Source organism: Propioniciclava soli, from assembly GCF_014858005.1.
Lineage (GTDB): Bacteria > Actinomycetota > Actinomycetes > Propionibacteriales > Propionibacteriaceae > Propioniciclava > Propioniciclava soli.
Genome location: NZ_JACYOT010000006.1, coordinates 227,245 through 244,378, shown reverse-complemented (window position 1 = coordinate 244,378; position 17,134 = coordinate 227,245). Strand labels below are relative to the sequence as shown.

The window sequence follows — 17,134 nt, the reverse complement described above, 5'->3', positions numbered from 1 at the left end:
CCACGACGGTCGGTCAGCCCTTGAGCAGAGCGCCCCGCACGTTGGCGAGGAACACCGAGTACCGCATGCCACTGGTGACGACGACGATGCGCTGCGCCACCAGGAGACCTCCCAGCATGACGAGGGCCGCCCACAGCCAGTCCCACCCGGTGACCAGTCCGGCGCCGTTGACGTACAGGATGGTGGCGATCGACACCGGGAACATCGCGAACGCCGCGGTGACCAGACCCGGGGAGTACGGGCGCCTGAGGTCGAACATGCGGATCGCGACGAGGTGCGCGACGACCTCGAGAATGCCGAGCAGCACCCAGGCCAGCTGCAGGAACACGACCCCCGGGAAGAACCACGGCACGATGACCAGGACCGTCACCAGCGCTGCCGTGACGATCTCACCGAAGGAACGACTCTTCGCGGCGAAGTTCAGCTTTCGGGCAATCATCTCGGAGAATCCACCGGGGAACCGGCCCTCCTCCCACAGGTGTGCAACGACGGCCGCCAGGAACAGCGTGCAGAGCCGCTGCACCATGGGCATGGTCGACCAGGTGAGCGCGGCGTACACGCCCATTCCGGCGGCCACTGCGGTGACCACGTACATGTTGTTCCGGGCGAGGAAGCTTCCCATGGCTGGTGTTTCCCTTCTTGGTCTGGTGGTGGTTTCGGGTCACTGGGCGGCACGGCCGTGGAGGAAACGGGAGACATGCTGCTCGACGTCCACACCGGTCGCCCCCCTGCCCCGGGTGTCGGCGGAGAATCCGGTGAGGAAGGGGATGACGATCGGGCCCAGGAAGGCGGGCACGAGCGTTTCGACGGCCTCCGGGCGCAGCACCCCCACCTGCTGGTAGCGCACCAACAACTCCCCGATCGCAGCGAACAGCTGCCCCGGGCCGCGCAGGTCGCGCGACAGTTCGGGGTCGTGGGGAACCTCCGCCAGAATCACCCGGGCAGCAGGGCCGAACCGCTGCAGCGCGGCCTGGTAACCCGACGCCAATCGCGCGAGATCAGCCTCGACGTCCCCCGTGTACAGCGCGAACTCCTGGCTGGCCGCCTCGAAACGGCTCTCGATGGCGGCACGGATCAGCAGGTTCTTCGTCCCGAACTTGCGAAACACGGTGACCTCGTTGACCCCGGCACGCTGCGCGATCAACCGGGTCGTGGCGCCCTTCAGCCCGCGCTCCCCGATCACCTGCAGGGCCGCGTCGAGGATCACCGCCTCGGTGGTCGAGGGCGGGGGCAACTCCGACGGGTCGTCGCGCAGGCTCATGCCACCACCGTAGAGCGGGACAGCCACAACATGCAAGTAAGCACTTGCGCGCTGTGAGGACAGCGCAGGAGAACGCTCTGCGTGGGGGGACGAGCCGGCCTGTAAGCCGGATTCTGTCGAGGATGATCATCCATCTGTGACCGCCGTTGCCGGCGGCCTCCGATCCTCGCGGATCGTGCAGCCTACCCGGACGCCTCGCGCGGGTCACGCTCGAGCGGCGTCCGCGGGCCGAAGCCCTTCTTGGCCTTGCTCCGGGTGGGGTTTGCCGTGCCGCCGATGTCACCACCGACGCGGTGGGCTCTTACCCCACCGTTTCACCCTTACCCCTCTTGCGAGGGGCGGTCTGTTCTCTGTGGCACTGTCCCGCGGGTCACCCCGGGTGGGCGTTACCCACCACCTTGCCCTGTGGAGTCCGGACTTTCCTCAGCCCCGTGGGGCCGCGATCATCCGGCCGACTCGTCCGAGGCGCCACTCTACCCCTCCCGAGCCCTGGGCGCCGCCCGCCGCCGGTGCCTCAGCGCGCGCGGAACTCCACCCTGCCGGCCGCCAGGTCGACCTCGACCAGCTCGGCGGTGATCTCCGAGCCCAGCTCCGCCTCCCCCGTCAGGCGTGCCTGCACGGCCGGCTCTTCGATCTGGATCTCCGCGCCGCCCCGGCGCTCGTCGATGCTGATGACGGTCGCGGCGAACTCCTCGCCCTCGCGTCCGGAGAGCACCAGGGCCTCCACCAGCCCGACGATCCCCCGCTCATAGGCGTTGGCGCGGCGCAGGGCGTCCGCCATCACGTCGGGCAGGGAGAACAGTTCTTCACGCACCCAGCCCGGGATCTCCTCACCGGCGCACACCGACAGGCAGATCTGGCTCACGTACCGATCCACCAGGCGGCGCAGCGGCGCGGTGCAGTGGGCGTAGGGCGCCCGCATCGCGCCGTGCAGCGGTTGCTCGGGGCGCTCGCCGTCGAACGCCGCGTAGCCCGCGCCGCGGAACAGCAGGGTGGAGGCGTTCAGCATCGCCGCGTGCCGAGGGTCGGTCGGGTCCAGCGACCGGACGAACTCCGGGTAGTCGACCGACCCGGGCCAGCGGATCCGCAGGCCCTTGGCGACGCGTCGCAGCCGGTCGACGGACGCCTGCTCGGCGGGCGGCAGCGTGCGCAGGATGCCGACGCCGGCGTCCAGCATGATCTGGGCCGCGGCCATCCCGGTCATCAACGAGATCTGGGCGTTCCAGTCCTCCACCGGCAGCCCGGCGCGGTAGGACAGCTCCCACCGGCGCGGCCCGGTGGCGTGCACCTCCTGGCTCGGCACGTTGAGGCTGACCGCGCCCCGCTCCACCTCCAGCGCCAAGCGCAGCAGGCCGACCTCGCGCAGCCCCACGAGCACCTCGTCGGCGGTCCCGGCGTCGAGATCGGCCTGGACGCCGGCGTAGTCGAGCTGGGCCCGGCTGCGCACCCGGGCCCGCGCCACCGTGGAGTGGGTGACGACGCCGGCGGCGTCCAGCGTGTGCTCCCAGACCAGCGCGGTGCGCACCTGCCCGGCCAGCAGGCTGGCCGCGCCCTCGGCCAGCACCGGCGGGTGCAGGGGCGTCCGCTCGTGGGGCGCATAGAGCGTGACGCCCCGGGCGTGCGCCTCGGCATCGATGGCGCCACCCGGGGTGACGAAACTCATCAGATCGGCGATCGCGTAGAGCACGCGGTAGCCGTCGCCGGCCCGCTCGACGAACAGCGCCTGGTCGAGATCGGTCGAGCCCGGCGGGTCGATCGTCACGAAGGCCACGTCGGTCAGGTCACGCTCGGGCAGCTCCACGGCGGACGCCGCCTGCTCGGCCTCGGCGAGCACCGCGTCGGGGAAGGCGTCCGGGACGTCCAGGGACTCCTTGAGCTCGACGAACCCCGCCCGAATCGGGCCGGGGACGCCGGCTGGGGCCCGGTACTGGCGCCGAGGCACGGGTCAGAGCCCCGACTCGGCGGTGCGCACCAGGATGCGGTTGCACTCCTCGCAACGGAGCACCTCGTCGGCCGGCGCACCGCGGTAGCGCACCATGTCGGCCGACGTAGCCTCCAACTGGCAGCCCCGGCAGCGGCCGCGCTGGAGCAGCGCCGCGCCGACCCCACCGGACTTCTCGGCGATCCGGCCGTACAGCGCCAGCAGGTCGGCGGGCAGGGTCGCGGCGAGGGCGTCCCGCTCGGCGGTGTGGCCGGACGCCTCGGCGTCCAGCTCCGCGAGCGCGGCCTTGCGGGCCTCCAGGACGCCGCGCAACTCCTGCTCGACGGCCGTCTTGTCGCCGGCGATCCGGTCACGCGCCGCCACCGCCTCGTCGAGTGCCTCCATCGCCTCGAGCTGCCGGTCCTCCAGGTCGCCGATGCGGCGACCGAGGTGGGCGATCTCGTCCACCATGGCCGACAGGGCCTTGGGGTCGCCGACCTGACCGGCGTCCACCCGCTGCTGATTGCGCTCGCGCCGCTCGCGCACGGGCACGATGTCGTTCTCCGCCTTGGTGGCCTCGGCGCTCAGGTCGGCCACCCGCGTGTCGGCCTCCACCACCTTCTCGGCGAGCGCCGAACGGCGCGCGTGGAGCTGCTGCGCCGTCGCGGTCTCGGGCAGGGTGCGGCGGCGGTGCTCGACCTGGGCCAGCGCCGTGTCGACCGCCTGGAGGTCGAGCAGTCGCCGCTGGAGTTCCGGGGCAGCCTTCATGGTTCCTCCTCGTGGTTCGCTCGCACGATACCGCAGCCCCACGGCCGGCTCCGGGCCGGGGCGTCCGCCGGGGTGCGCACTAGACTCGGCCCCCAGACCGCACCTGTTCGATCGGGGGATCGATGAACGACCAGCAACCTCGCCTGCCCAACCGGCAGACGCCGTTCTCGGACGCCTTCGTGGCGTTCATCCCGACCGACTGGGCGCCCTACCCCGCCGAGCTGCCCGACCGGCTGCCCGCAGCGGAGTTCACCGAGCACCGGCGGGACACGATCAGCGCCGCCTTCCCCGGCGAACGCCTGGTGATCCCCGCCGGGCCGCTCAGCGTCCGCTCCAACGACACCGACTACCGCTTCCGCCCCCACTCGGCCTTCGCCCACCTGACCGGGTTGGGTTCGGATCGTGAGCCGGACGCCGTCCTGGTGCTCGAGCCGTCCTTCACCGACGCCGACGATCCCGCGGAGGCGTCCGGTGTCGACGCGGAGGGCCACACCGCCACGCTCTACTTCAAGCCACGCGCGCCGCGCACCGACCCCGAGTTCTACGCCGACGCCCGCTACGGCGAGATGTGGGTGGGCACGCGCGATTCCCTCGAGGAGCTGGAGGCCCTCACCGGCCTCCCCTGCCGCCCGCTCGCGGAACTCCCGGCGGCCCTGACCCTGCACATCGACCGGGTGGACACCCGCGTCGTCCGCGAGGTCGACGACCGCCTCACCAAACTGCTCGACGAGCTGCGCCGCTCCAACGCCGTCGAGTTCGACCCGTGCGTGGACGCCGAGCTCGCCACCGCCCTGTCGGAACTGCGGCTGATCAAGGACGACTTCGAGATCGGGCAGCTCCAGCTCGCGTGCGACGACACGGCGGTGGGCTTCGAGGCCGTCGTCCGCGATTTCCCGACCGCGGTGGCCCAGGGCCGCGGCGAGCGCTGGTGCGAGGGCGTCTTCGGCCTGCACGCCCGACACCGCGGCAACGACGTGGGGTACGGCAGCATCTGTGCGGCCGGGGACCACGCGAACACGCTGCACTGGATCCGCAACGACGGCGAGCTCGCCGACGGCGATCTGATCCTGATGGACATGGGGGTCGAGGTCGAGACCCTCTACACGGCCGACATCACCCGGACCTTGCCGGTGAACGGTCGCTTCACCCCCGCGCAGCGGAAGGTGTACGAGGCAGTGCTGGAGGCCCAGCAGGCGGGCATCGACGCGGCGCGCCCCGGAGCGCGGTTCACCGACGTGCACGAGGCGGCGATCCGGGTGGTGGCCCGGCACCTGCACGCGTGGGGGATCCTGCCGGTCTCGGTCGAGGAGTCGCTCGACCAGCTCAACGGCGGCCACCACCGGCGCTGGATGGTGCACGGCACCTCCCACCACCTCGGCATCGACGTCCACGACTGCGCCGAGGCACGCCAGGAGTACTACCGCGGCGGCGTCCTGCGGCCCGGCATGGTGATCACCGTCGAGCCCGGCATCTATCTCAAGGCGACCGACCTGCTGGTGCCCGAGGAACTCCGCGGCATCGGGGTGCGCATTGAGGACGACATCCTCATCACCGAGGACGGCAACCGCAACCTGTCCGACAAGCTCCCCCGCGATCCGGACGCCGTCGAGGCCTGGCTGGCGGGCCTGCTGCCGAAGTCCTGATCGCCCGGAGCCAATCACCCCGCCCACCGACGACCGCCGCCGCCGGCCGCCGCCGCCGGCCACCCGGTGGCCACCCGATGGCATTTGGACCCGAGGTCATGGCGCCATGGCGCCATTACCTCGGGTCCAAAACACCGCACATTCGCCCCGCCCCGGCCGGGCGACCGCCGCGCTCGACGGCTGGTTCCTTCGAGGGCAGGCGTGGGACGCCGGCGCCCCGGCGGCGTCCGACGTCGTCCCGTTGGGGGGAGGAGACGATTCGGGCACGTGCGGGGGTGGAGCCCGCGCGGCGCGCGTTTGGCGCGCCGCCCGAGCTGGTCCCCGGGCAGCGGCGCGTCGCCCGGGCAGCTGAGCGGGAGTTCACGTCCACAACCCATGCACAAGCCCGCCTTCTCGACGCCGCGGCACCCGATCCTGTCGACAACCCAGGCACAAGCCCGCCTCGTCGACGCCACCGGCCCGAATCCTGTCGACAACCCAGGCACAAGCCCGCCTCGTCGACGCCACCGGCCCGAATCCTGTCGACAACCCAGGCACAAGCCCGCCTCGTCGACGCCACCGGCCCGAATCCTGTCGACAACCCAGGCACAAGCCCGCCTCGTCGACGCCGGAACCCTGAGCCCGTCCACGCGGCCGGTCCACATCCGGGCCGACGCGGCCACGAGCCATGCGCACTCGTTACAGTGCGGCCATGACCGAACCGACGAAGGTGTTCCTCGACGAAGAGGAGATCCCGACCCACTGGTACAACCTCGTGGCGGACCTCCCGACTCCCCCGCCCCCGCCGCTCCACCCAGGCACGAAGGAGCCGCTCCAGCCCGACGACCTGACCGCGCTGTTCCCGATGGGTCTCATCGCCCAAGAGGCGAGCACGGAGCGCTGGATCGAGATCCCCGAGCGCGTGCGCGAGATCTACCGGCTGTGGCGTCCCACCCCGCTGCACCGGGCGCGACGCCTCGAGGAGGCGCTCGGCACGACGGCCCGCATCTACTACAAGTACGAGGGTGAGTCGCCGGTCGGCTCCCACAAGACGAACTCCTCGGTGCCGCAGGCCTATTACAACGCCATCGAGGGTCGGACGCGGCTCACCACCGAGACCGGTGCCGGCCAGTGGGGCTCGGCGCTCGCGTTCGCCACGCAGATCTTCGGGCTGACCTGCGACGTCTGGCAGGTGCGCAACACCTACGAGAGCAAGCCCTACCGCCGCATGCTGATGGAGACCTTCGGCGCCTCCGTGACGCCCAGCCCCTCGGAGCTCACGGAGGCGGGCCGGGCCCTGCGCGAGCGGTTCCCCGACACCCCGGGCTCGCTCGGCATGGCGATCTCGGAGGCGGTGGAGGCGGCCGCGCAGGATCCGGACGCGTCCTACGCCCTGGGCTCGGTGCTCAACCACGTCACCCTGCACCAGAGCATCATCGGGCTGGAGGCGCTCAAGCAGCTCGAGAAGTTCGGCGAGGGCCTGCCCGACCAACTGTTCGCCTGCGCCGGCGGCGGGTCGAACCTGGCCGGCATCGCGTTCCCGTTCCTCCGCGAAAACCTGGCCGGACGCGGCGCCGTCGCCGTCACCGCCTGCGAGCCGGCCGCGGCCCCCTCGCTCACCCGCGGGGAGTACCGCTACGACTTCGGCGACACCTCCGGCATGACCCCGCTGCTGAAGATGTACACGCTGGGCAACGACTTCGTCCCCGACCCCGTTCACGCCGGCGGGCTGCGCTACCACGGCATGGCCCCGCTGGTGTCCCACGCCTACCACGAGGGGCTCCTGACGGCCATCGCCGTCAAGCAGCGCGAGGCGTTCGACGCGGGCGTCATCTTCGCCCGCGCCGAGGGCATCGTGCCGGCCTCGGAATCCTGTCACGCGATCGCGGGGGCGCTCGCGGCAGCACGACGGGCCGGCGCGGCGGGCACGAGCCCGGTCATCCTCATCGGCGTCTCCGGGTCGGGCCAGCTCGATCTGCCGGCCTACGCCGAGTACCTGTCCGGCGGCATGCTGGACGCCTGAGGGCGGCCCCGAGCCAAGGCAACACGGGGCTGGGAGTAGCCCCCGGTGATGGTCAGGGCGCACCATCATCTCAGGTCGGCCATCCGAGCCGACCTGAGAGGGCGGCCACGGCCGCCCAGGGGGGAAACTGAACATGGGGGGAATCAAGCGCGCCCAGCGGCCGGACCGGCTGCTGGGTCGGCTCGTCGCCGCGCTGACCGTCACAGCGATCGTGGGCGCCGGGCCGGGTACCGGCGCGGCGATCGCGGCCGAGGACACGACGCCGCCGGCGCCGGTGGCCAAGCTGACCGCGACCGGGGACAAGAGCAGGGTCAAGCTCGACTGGTCGTCGAACAAGGAGAAGGACCTGCGCGGCTACCAGGTGTACCGCGCGGAGAGTGCCGACGGCTCCTTCACGAGGCTGACCAGCTCACCGCGCACGAGCTCGGACTTCTCCGACACCAGTGCGCCGACGGGGGTCGTCTCGTACTATCGCGTCACCGCGATCGACAAGTCCGGCAACGAGTCCGCTCCGTCGGCCGTCTCGGCCGTGCGCAAGGACGCCACGGCACCCGCGGCCCCCACCGGCGCCACCGTCGTCCTCACCGGCACGACGGCCGTCCTGGACTGGGCCGACAGCAGGGAGGCCGACCTGGCCGGCTACCTCGTGCAGCGCGCCACGACGGCGGGCGGCACCTACCGGTCGGTGACCCCGTCGCCGATCCAGGAGTCGACCTTCACCGATGCCACCGGCGCAGCGACTTCCTTCTACCGCGTCGCGGCGGTCGACACGAGCGGAAACGTCTCCTCGTGGACCAAGGTGTCCGCGCCCGACACGATCGCCCCCGCCCCCGTCACCGGCATGGTGGTCACCACCTCTTCGTCGCGGATCAAGCTCGACTGGACCTCCAGCTCAGAGAAGGATCGCGCCGGCTACCACGTGTACCGCGCCTCCACCCCGGACGGCCCCTTCACCCGGCTGACCGCCACGCCCCGCACCAGCTCCGACTTCTCCGACTACGAGGCCGCTGTCGGCCTCGTCTGGCACTACCGGGTGACCGTCATCGACAAGGCGGGCAACGAGTCCGAACCCGTCAGCGCGTCCGCCATCCGCAAGGACGCCGTCGCCCCGGCCGCCCCGACCGGCCTGACCGCGACCCAGGCGGCCACCGGCGTCGTGCTCGACTGGGCCGACAACACCGAGCCGGACGTGGCCGGGTACCGCGTCTGGCGCACAGGCCCCGACGGGGTCGAGACCCTCCTCGCCGACCAGGTGCCCGCGTCCACCCTCACCGACGGTTCCGCGCCCACCGGCGCCCTCACCTACCGCGTGGTGGCGCTGGACGCGTCCGGCAACGTCTCCGCAGCGGCGAGCGCCACGATCACCGTGACGGCACCCATCGAGGGGGCGACCGTCGTGGTCGCCCAGGACGGCAGCGGTGACTTCACCACGGTGACGGACGCCCTCGCCGCCGCCCCCGCGGACGGCAGCGCCTACGTCATCGGCATCCGCCCCGGCACCTACACCGAGAGCTTCACCGTGGCCCGCGCCAACGTGACCCTGCTGGGCGCCACCGCCAACGCGGCCGATGTCGTCATCTCCGGCGACGTGGCGGCCGGGACGCCCAAGCCCGACGGGACGGGCACCTACGGCACCTCGGGCAGCGCCACCGTGCTGATCAGGGGCAACGACGTGACCGTCAAGAACCTGACGATCGAGAACGCGTACGTCGAGACGGGCACCGGCAGCGAGCAGGCCGTGGCGCTCAAGACCCAAGGCGACCGGCTGGTGTTCGCCAACGTCCGGCTCCTGGGCGACCAGGACACCCTCTACGCCGACTCCCCGGCCCCCGGTGCGCTGGCCCGCTCCTACTACACGAACTCCTACATCGAGGGTGACGTCGACTTCATCTTCGGCCGCGGCACGGCCGTCTTCGACCGGTCGACGCTGATGGCCTCCTCGCGGGGGAGCACCACCAACAACGGTTACGTGACCGCCGCGTCCACCAGCAATGCGCTGCCGTACGGCTTCCTGATCACCGACTCGACCATCCTCTCCGACGCCCCGGACCAGACGTTCAGCCTCGGACGCCCGTGGCAGCCGAGCGGCGACGTCACGGCGATCGCCCAGGTCGTCGTCCGCAACACCGAACTGCCGGCGGCCATCAAGAGCTCGCCCTGGACGGACATGACCACGTCCTTCTCGTGGCGCAACGCCCGGTTCTTCGAGTACGCGAACACCGGCCCCGGGGCCGGGGTGAACGCCGACCGGCCCCAGCTCAGCACGGTGGAGGCGGCGTCCTACACGAAGTTCACCTATCTCGCCGGCACCGACGGCTGGAACCCGACCGGCGAGCTGCCGCCCGCCGACACGACACCCCCGGCCGCGCCCGCGGGGCTCACGGCAACGGCCGGCGACTCGGTCGTCGACCTCGCCTGGACGGCCAACACGGACGCCGACCTGGCCGGCTACACCGTCTACCGCTCCACGACCAGCCCTGTCGCCACCACCGCCGAGAACCTCGTCGCGGCGGACCTCACCGCGCCGACGCTCAAGGACCGGGGCGTCACCAACGGCGTCACCTACCACTACGTCGTGACCGCCGTCGACCGGCAGGGCAACCAGTCCCCGGCCTCGGCCGAGGTGGCAGCCGCGCCGGTCGGCGTCCCGCTGCCGCCCCACGACGCCCTCGTGTCGGCCGACGGGTCGGGCGACTTCACGACGGTGCAGGCGGCCATCGACCAGACGCCGGCGGGCACCGCCGACCACCCCGTCGTGATCGTCATCCGCCCCGGCGTCTACCGGGAACTCGTCTCGGTCAAGCGGCCGTACGTGCAGCTCGTCGGGGCCACCGGGGTGGCCGCCGACGTCGTGCTGACCTACGACAACGCCGCTGGGACGACCAACCCGGCCACCGGCCAGCCCTATGGCACCGGCAACAGCCAGAGCGTGCTCGTCACCGGCGCCAACGTGACGGTGAAGGACCTCACCATCGAGAACGCCTTCGACGAGGCGGCCTCCAGCCTGACCAGCAAGCAGGCGGTGGCGCTGAAGACGACGGGCGACCGCGCGGTCTACTCCAACGTCCGGCTGCTCGGCAACCAGGACACCCTGCTGGCCGACACGCCCGACCCGTCCGTGATCTCCCGGGCCTACTTCGTGAACTCCTGGATCGAGGGTGACGTGGACTTCATCTTCGGACGCGGCACGGCCGTGTTCGACCGAACCACGATCTGCGCCCTCAGCCGCGGCTCGTCGAGCAACAACGGCTACATCACGGCCGCCAGCACGTCGGACAAGAACCCCTACGGGTTCCTGATCGTCAACAGCACCGTGACCAGCGACGCCCCGGCGGGCACCTTCTCGCTGGGACGGCCGTGGCGGGGATGGTCCGACGGCTACACCCGCAACGGAGTCGTCTACAACTCCCGGGGCCAGGTGACCATCCGCAACACGACGCTGCCTGCGGCGATCCGCGCCACGCAGCCGTGGGCCGACATGGCTCCGAACCTGTGGACCGACGGGCGGTTCTTCGAGTACGACAACACCGGTGCGGGAGCCACGGTCGTCGATCCGGCGACGCGTCCGCAGCTCACCGACGCGGCGGCGAACGACGCCACCCCGCAGGCCTACCTCGCGGGTTCGGACGGCTGGGACCCCATCGGCTGAGGGGGCGAGGGTCGGCCCCGCTGATGGGGGTCGGCGACGTCCCCATGACGCGGGCCCCTGCTCCGACGGAGCAGGGGCCCGCGACAGGAGTGAGGCGCTCCTGCGATGGGTTCAGCTTCGAGCAGCCTTACTGCGAGCGGTTCTGCTCGGACCCATTCTCGGTGCCGTTCTGGTCGCGGCCCTCCCCCGCGGTCGGGTCGGCCGCCGTCGCACCGGAGGTCCGCCACGGCTCAGCCTGACCGGCCGGCGCCTGCCCCCGCTGGTCCTGCCCCAGCTGGTTCTGGCCCTGCTGCGGCTGGCCGTAGCCCTGGGGGTAGCCGCCCTGACCCGGGTAGCCGTACCCCTGGGGGTAGCCCTGCCCGCCGGGCGCGGGCTGCTGCTGGGGGTAGCCCTGCTGGCCGTACCCCTGGGGAGGCTGACCGTAACCCTGTTGCGGCTGGCCACCCCAGGGCTGCCCCTGGCCGCCCTGCGGGGTGAACGCCTGCTGCGCGCCGGGGCCCCGCGTCAACAGCTCACGGGCCTGGGCGGCGACCTTGTGCTCGCACAGCACCTCGTACTTGGTCGCCACGGTCTGGGTGATCGAGGTGAAGTCGCGCTGCCCCCGGCTCAGCAGGTAGCCGAGGACGGCGAACAGGAGCCCGATGACGACACCGATGACCAGCGCGGTGAACAATGTGGTGAGGAAGTTCCCGGGGAACAGCAGGATCATGAAGATCGCGACGATGAAACCCGTCGAGAGGCCGCTCATGACGCCCTGGCCCAGCACGGTGCCCCACGTCCGCCGCCCGGTGACCCGCTCCATCAGCTTGAGGTCGGTGCCGACGATGGCGAGGTTCTTCACGGGGAAGTCCTGGTCGGCCAGCCGATCGACCGCCTGTTGGGCGTCCGCATAGGTGTCGAACACCCCCACGGACTGGGGGTACTCGAGCTTGAACACCGAGGCGTTGGCGAGCGGGTTCTGCTGGGTCATGCGTGGTCCTCCTCCGCCGCGTGAGCGGCCGTGCCCCGCGCCAGGATGGCTGCGGCGAGCTTGACGCCGGCCTCGTCGACCATCTCGTCGTCCACCACGATAGCTCCCCGGGCGCCGCCCCCCACCGAGGTGGACTCCGCGTAGGCGGCCATGATGCGCTCGGCCCGTTCGACGTCGGCAGCCGCAGGGCTGAAGATCGCGTTGCCTGCCTCCACCTGCGCCGGGTGCAGCACCCACTTGCCGTCATAACCCAGCGCCGCCGCCCGCTCCGCCGCGGTGCGAAACCCGTCGACGTCGCGGATCGCCACGAACGGCCCGTCGATCGCCTGCAGCCCGTGCGCCCGCGCGGCGACCAGAATGCTCATGAGCACGTGGTGGAAGGCGTCCGCGGGGTAGCCCGCCGGCTGGGCCCCCACGTTGAGCCCCCCCATGCCGAGGGACGCCATGAAGTCGCCCGGGCCGAACACGAGCGACTCCAGGCGCGGCGAGGCGGCGGCGATCTCGGCGACGTGCAGCAGGCCGAGGGCGTCCTCGATCTGCACCTCCACGCCGATGCGACCGACCGGCAACCCGGCTGCCTGTTCGACCTGGGTCAGCAGCAGGTCGAGGGCCTTCACCTGGGCTGCGTCGGTGCACTTCGGCAGCACCAGGCAGTCGAGGCGCGCGCCCGCGCCGGAGACGACCTCGATGACATCGGCGTAGGTCCACGGGGTCGACCAGTCGTTGACGCGCACCGTCACGGTGGGTGCGGCGAAGCCGGCCGGATCATTCAGGGCGTCAACGATCCGCTGGCGTGACTCGGCCTTGACGGCCGGTGCGACGGCGTCCTCCAGGTCGAGGAACAGCGCATCGACACCCAGGCCACGAGCCTTGGCGATGAAGCGGTCGGAGCTGCCGGGCACGGCGAGGACGGTGCGTCGGACGCGGGCGGGAGAGGTCGCGGTGGGCATGGCTCCACCCTACGGCGCACCGCGTGGCGCGGCGCGTGCCGCTACGACCCGGTGACCGTCGAGGGCTGCATCGGGTTGCCGAGCCGGCGCGAGAGGTGGCCCAGCTCGGTCACCATCGCGTCGCGCCGCTGGGCGGACGCCTCGGCGTCCAGCAACGTGACGCTGAGCGCCAGCACCGGGGCGTGCAGCCCCCGCGTCGGCACAGCGACCGCCAGGCCGACGACGTGGGGGGCGGATTCCTCCTCATCCACCGCGAAGCCGCGGGCGCGGGCGTCCGCGAGATCGGCCAGCAGCTCGGGCAGGGTCGCCCGGCTGCGGGCGGTCAGCTGCGGCAGGTCAGGGATGCCGTGGTAGAGCCGGCGCACCTCGGCGTCGTCCAGCTTGGCCAACAACGCCTTGCCCTGGGCGGTGGCCGACGCGGGCGTGCGGTCACCGATGCCCGACGTGTAGCGCACGGGCGGGTGCCCCTCGTACCGGGCCAGACACAACGTGTCGATGCCGGCGAGCACCGACAGCCGGAGCGTCTCGCCGGCCATCAACGACGAGCGCGCGCAGGCGTCGTAGAACTCGGTCACCTGGTCGAGCCGCGAGAGGTACGCCCCGCCCAGCTCGACGGTGCGGCGTCCGAGCCAGTAGCCGGCCTCGTCACGCCGGATGAGACCCCCCGCCTCCAGGGCGGTGCAGATCTGCAGGGTCGAGCTCTTCGCGACGCCGACCTCCCGGGCCAGCTCGCTGAGGGCGAGAAACCCCCGCGGGCTGGCCGCGAGCGCGTCGAGCACCGCCGTCGCGCGCACCACGGCGGGCGCGGCGCCGGCGGGGACGTCGTCGCGTCCACTCCGCGCGGGGGCCATGGGTCTCAGTAGAAGTGGACGCGGTCGATGGCGTTCACCAGCGGCTCGCCGTCGAGCAGGCGGCCGGCGTTCTCGGCGAACATGCGCGCGATCAGCTCGTCCTCACCGTCGTTGAGGGCGCCGGTGTGCGGGGACACGATCACGTTGTCCATGCCCCACAGCGGGCTGTCGGCCGGCAGCGGTTCGACCGCGAAGACGTCGAGGGCGGCGAACCCCACCCGGCCGTCGGCGAGCGCGGCGACGAGGGCGTCCTCGTCCACGCACGTGCCGCGACCGGTGCTGGCGAAGATCACCCCGGGCTTGACGTTCGCGAACACCTCGGCCGAGATCAACCCGTCGGTGTCGGACGCCTGCGGCAGGGTGTTGATGATGGCATCGGCGCTGCTGACGACGCGGGCGAGCTCGGCGGTCGGGTACACCTGCTCGACACCGTCGACCTCGCGCAGGGACCGGTTGACCCCGATGACGCGGGCGCCCAGGGCTGCGAAGCGCGCGGCCGTCGTCCGCCCGATGTTGCCCATGCCGACGACGAGCACCGTCATCTCCGAGACCTGCTTCATGGCCCAGCGCGTCGACCACTCCCGGTTGCGCTGCTGCCGCTGGAGCCGCGGCAGGTCCTTGGCGCCGGCGAACACCCCGAACAGCGCGAACTCGGCCAGGGTGTCACCGTGCGCACCCGCCGAGGTGGTGAACTCCACGGCCGCCATCTCCTGGGGGCTGAGGCCGGCCGCCTTCACCTGCGCCCCACCACCGGCGGCCATGGTGTGCACCCAGCGCAACCCGGGGTTGGCCCGCACCGTGCGGGCCAGCGCTGCCGGCTTGGTGTCGGGGATGCCGTAGAGCGCGTCCGCGGCGTCGCACAGCTCCTCGAACCGGGCCTGCTGCTCAGGCGTCCGCTCGAAGGACGGGTCGCCCTCGTGGTCGCCCGGCCAGCGCATGGGGGCCAGCAGGTCCTGCTCCACGACGAGGTCGATGCGGGGTTCGAGATCGGTGAGTAGACCGCAGAGCTCGGGCTCCAGCGGCGTGGCGACGAACACCTTGAGACGGTCGGATGTCATGCGGGCACCTCCAGTGCACGAACGGGGTTGGTCAGGACGCCGATGCCGGCCACCGCGCAGGAGGCGACGACACCGGGAGCGATCGGGAACGCCGTGCCCGGCGCCCCCGTGAGAAGGATGTCACCCGGGCCCAACGTCAGGTGGTGACTCAGGTGGCTGAGCGCCTCGAACGGGTTCCAGGCGAGCGCGGCCGACGAGGACGCCGCCACCTCGACGCCGTCGACGAGCCCCGAGAGGGCCACGTCGAGGGCATTCAGGTCGGTCTCGAGCCAGGGCCCGAGCGGCGTGAAGCCGTCGCCGTTCTTGGCCTGGGTGCGGGTGTCGTCGGCCGCCGCCTGGTCCACCGCGGTGACGTCGTTGCCGATGGTCCAGCCCAGCACGTGGGCGGGGGCGTCCGCCACCGAGACGTTGCGGCAGACGCGCCCCACCACGAGCGCCAGCTCGCACTCCCCCACCACCGCGCCGCGACGCGGGTCGAGCATGACGGGATCCTGGGCGCCGACGACGGTGCGGGCCGACTTGAGGAAGGCCTGCGGGGGCAGGGCGCGGTCGTCCGGGCCCGAGTTGTGCAGCATGCCGAGCACCACCCGCGGCTCGACGGGAGCGAGCAGGGGCGTCTGGTCAACCGGCCAGCTCGGGGCACCGGGGGCCGGGGCGGCGTCCGGGGCGAAGGGATCCGCGAGCGCGACCCACTCCCCACCGCGCGCCGCGACGGACCGCGGCCCCGCCACGGTGGCGATGCGGGCGATCCTCACGAGCCCGCCTCCGCACCGTGCGTCGACCCACCCGCGGCGGTCATCGCTGCAGCTCCAGGCCGGCGAAGCGGTCCTCGCCGTGGTGGGCGTCCTCGATCTTGGTGACGTCGCGGTGCACGGTCTCGGGGGTGAGGAAGGTGCAGGCGAACGTGATCGCGCTCAGCACGGCGACGTAGAGCCCGACGGGCCACCAGGCGTTGTTGGTGATGCTCAGCAGCCAGGCGCCGACGAACGGGCCGAGCCCGCCGGCGATGGACGCCGCGGCCACGGCGATCGGGCCATAGGAGCGCTCGACGCCCATGAGCACCATGAACGAGATCGCGAGGTTGCTGTAGATGTAGGAGCCACCGTTCTCGGCCATGCGCAGGCCGATGCCGAGGGCCACGTTGCGGCCCGACGAGCGGAACAGCTCGCGCATCGGGTGGTCGGCCACCTGCTCGCTCTTCTCGAGCTCGATGTAGGCCGGCGTCTCGCGCAGGCGGGAGCGGATGTAGACCGCGACGATGATGAGCAGGAACGAGACGAGGAACGGCACGCGCCACAGCCAGCCGAGGAGCAACTCCTCCGGCGCGAGGGTGATGAGCCAGAACACCACGGACGCCAGCAGGGTGCCCAGCATGATGCCCACGAACGGCAGCGCGGAGAAGAAGCCCCGGCGCTTGCGCGGCGAGTACTCGGCCATCAACACGGTCGCGCCCGCCTGCTCGGCGCCGGCGCCGAGGCCCTGGGCGAGGCGCAGCACGATCAGCAGCACGGGTGCCACCCAGCCGGCGTCGCCGAGCTGCGCCGCGGTCGGCAGCGCGCCGATCAGGGTGGACGCCCCGCCCATCAGCGCGATCGTCACCATGAGCACCCACTTGCGCCCGATCTTGTCGCCGAGCACGCCGAAGAACAGTCCACCCAGCGGCCGGGCGAGGAAGCCGACGGCCAAGGTGGCGTAGGACGCGATCAGGCCGGCGTTGGTGCCCAACGCCGGAAAGAAGAGCTGGCCGAAGATGAGGGCGGCCGCCAGGCCGTAGAGGGCGAAGTCGTAGTACTCCAGCGCCGATCCGATCGAGGACGCGAGCGTCGCGCGGCGCAGGTTGTCGGCGTATTCCCGGTCGGACATGCCTCCCGGCCGGGCGGTGGTCTCGCTCATGTGAACTCCTGTGTCCGGCGGACGCGTCCGTGCGCCCGTCATCTGCGATGGTAGACACGTTTGTGAACGCTGGTCAATAGGTTGAACGGTGTGGTCGCGGCAACCCGTCGGCCGGTGCCGTTCGCGCTAGGGTCGAGCCACCCCCGCGCCCGCCCGACGAAGGAGAGC

At 71.9% G+C, this 17,134-nt stretch carries 12 protein-coding genes, 1 other RNA gene and 1 pseudogene; 3 read left to right on the top strand and 11 right to left on the bottom strand.

The annotated features are described in order from the left end of the window. Positions 1-13 precede the first annotated feature (13 nt). The 5 genes from IFY26_RS08165 to IFY26_RS08145 all read right to left on the bottom strand — a co-directional run bounded on the left by IFY26_RS08165 (position 14) and on the right by IFY26_RS08145 (position 3,950). Positions 14-622: an HXXEE domain-containing protein gene (locus IFY26_RS08165; protein WP_232548496.1), complete on the bottom strand. Its 609-nt coding sequence runs from the start codon at positions 620-622 to the stop codon at positions 14-16. Positions 623-661: 39 nt separating this feature from the next. Beyond that, on the bottom strand, positions 662-1,261 hold the full coding sequence (locus IFY26_RS08160; RefSeq protein ID WP_232548495.1) for a TetR/AcrR family transcriptional regulator: 600 nt from the start codon (positions 1,259-1,261) through the stop codon (positions 662-664). Positions 1,262-1,347: 86 nt separating this feature from the next. Then, an RNA gene (rnpB, locus tag IFY26_RS08155) (RNase P RNA component class A) lies at positions 1,348-1,720 on the bottom strand. 55 nt (positions 1,721-1,775) lie between these two features. Further along, positions 1,776-3,203, bottom strand: a complete 1,428-nt coding sequence (locus tag IFY26_RS08150; protein WP_232548494.1) for an RNB domain-containing ribonuclease — start codon at positions 3,201-3,203, stop codon at positions 1,776-1,778. 3 nt (positions 3,204-3,206) lie between these two features. Next, positions 3,207-3,950, bottom strand: a complete 744-nt coding sequence (locus IFY26_RS08145; RefSeq protein ID WP_232548493.1) for a zinc ribbon domain-containing protein — start codon at positions 3,948-3,950, stop codon at positions 3,207-3,209. 122 nt (positions 3,951-4,072) lie between these two features. Between IFY26_RS08145 and IFY26_RS08140 the strand changes: the two genes are divergently transcribed. From IFY26_RS08140 to IFY26_RS08130, 3 genes are all read left to right on the top strand, one after another. Further along, positions 4,073-5,593 (top strand): aminopeptidase P family protein, encoded by a 1,521-nt coding sequence (locus IFY26_RS08140; protein WP_232548492.1) that lies wholly within the window; start codon positions 4,073-4,075, stop codon positions 5,591-5,593. Between the two features lie 691 nt (positions 5,594-6,284). Beyond that, entirely contained in the window at positions 6,285-7,595 is a 1,311-nt protein-coding gene (locus IFY26_RS08135) for a TrpB-like pyridoxal phosphate-dependent enzyme (protein ID WP_232548491.1), read from the top strand. A gap of 133 nt (positions 7,596-7,728) precedes the next feature. Continuing rightward, the gene (locus tag IFY26_RS08130; protein WP_232548490.1) at positions 7,729-11,244 is read left to right on the top strand and encodes a pectinesterase family protein; all 3,516 of its coding nucleotides are present in this window, start codon (positions 7,729-7,731) and stop codon (positions 11,242-11,244) included. A 493-nt stretch (positions 11,245-11,737) separates the two neighbouring features. Here the strand turns inward: IFY26_RS08130 and IFY26_RS08125 are convergent. From IFY26_RS08125 to IFY26_RS08100, 6 genes and pseudogenes are all read right to left on the bottom strand, one after another. Continuing rightward, positions 11,738-12,214, bottom strand: a pseudogene (locus tag IFY26_RS08125) (YflT domain-containing protein); the annotation flags it as partial. Continuing rightward, positions 12,211-13,164 (bottom strand): HpcH/HpaI aldolase/citrate lyase family protein, encoded by a 954-nt coding sequence (locus IFY26_RS08120; protein ID WP_232548489.1) that lies wholly within the window; start codon positions 13,162-13,164, stop codon positions 12,211-12,213. The gene IFY26_RS08120 and the pseudogene IFY26_RS08125, both read right to left, overlap by 4 nt. Positions 13,165-13,205: 41 nt before the next feature. Next, the gene (locus IFY26_RS08115) at positions 13,206-14,015 is read right to left on the bottom strand and encodes an IclR family transcriptional regulator (RefSeq protein WP_232548488.1); all 810 of its coding nucleotides are present in this window, start codon (positions 14,013-14,015) and stop codon (positions 13,206-13,208) included. 5 nt (positions 14,016-14,020) lie between these two features. Next, positions 14,021-15,073, bottom strand: coding sequence for a D-2-hydroxyacid dehydrogenase (locus IFY26_RS08110; protein ID WP_232548487.1), 1,053 nt, complete (start codon positions 15,071-15,073; stop codon positions 14,021-14,023). Beyond that, a complete protein-coding gene (locus IFY26_RS08105; RefSeq protein WP_232548486.1) occupies positions 15,070-15,828 on the bottom strand; it encodes a fumarylacetoacetate hydrolase family protein in 759 nt (252 codons plus the stop codon). Before IFY26_RS08105 ends, IFY26_RS08110 begins: the two co-directional genes overlap by 4 nt. A gap of 40 nt (positions 15,829-15,868) precedes the next feature. Then, a complete protein-coding gene (locus tag IFY26_RS08100) occupies positions 15,869-16,966 on the bottom strand; it encodes an MFS transporter (protein ID WP_232548485.1) in 1,098 nt (365 codons plus the stop codon). Positions 16,967-17,134: the final 168 nt, after the last annotated feature.

Excerpts from the sequence above, each read along its gene's own strand:
- IFY26_RS08120 (WP_232548489.1), bottom strand. The coding sequence starts at position 13,164 with ATGCCCACCGCGACCTCTCCCGCCCGCGTCCGACGCACCGTCCTCGCC.
- IFY26_RS08115 (WP_232548488.1), bottom strand. The coding sequence starts at position 14,015 with ATGGCCCCCGCGCGGAGTGGACGCGACGACGTCCCCGCCGGCGCCGCG.
- IFY26_RS08160 (WP_232548495.1), bottom strand. The coding sequence starts at position 1,261 with ATGAGCCTGCGCGACGACCCGTCGGAGTTGCCCCCGCCCTCGACCACC.
- IFY26_RS08135 (WP_232548491.1), top strand. The coding sequence starts at position 6,285 with ATGACCGAACCGACGAAGGTGTTCCTCGACGAAGAGGAGATCCCGACC.
- IFY26_RS08100 (WP_232548485.1), bottom strand. The coding sequence starts at position 16,966 with ATGAGCGAGACCACCGCCCGGCCGGGAGGCATGTCCGACCGGGAATAC.
- IFY26_RS08130 (WP_232548490.1), top strand. The coding sequence starts at position 7,729 with ATGGGGGGAATCAAGCGCGCCCAGCGGCCGGACCGGCTGCTGGGTCGG.
- IFY26_RS08145 (WP_232548493.1), bottom strand. The coding sequence starts at position 3,950 with ATGAAGGCTGCCCCGGAACTCCAGCGGCGACTGCTCGACCTCCAGGCG.
- IFY26_RS08165 (WP_232548496.1), bottom strand. The coding sequence starts at position 622 with ATGGGAAGCTTCCTCGCCCGGAACAACATGTACGTGGTCACCGCAGTG.
- IFY26_RS08140 (WP_232548492.1), top strand. The coding sequence starts at position 4,073 with ATGAACGACCAGCAACCTCGCCTGCCCAACCGGCAGACGCCGTTCTCG.
- IFY26_RS08110 (WP_232548487.1), bottom strand. The coding sequence starts at position 15,073 with ATGACATCCGACCGTCTCAAGGTGTTCGTCGCCACGCCGCTGGAGCCC.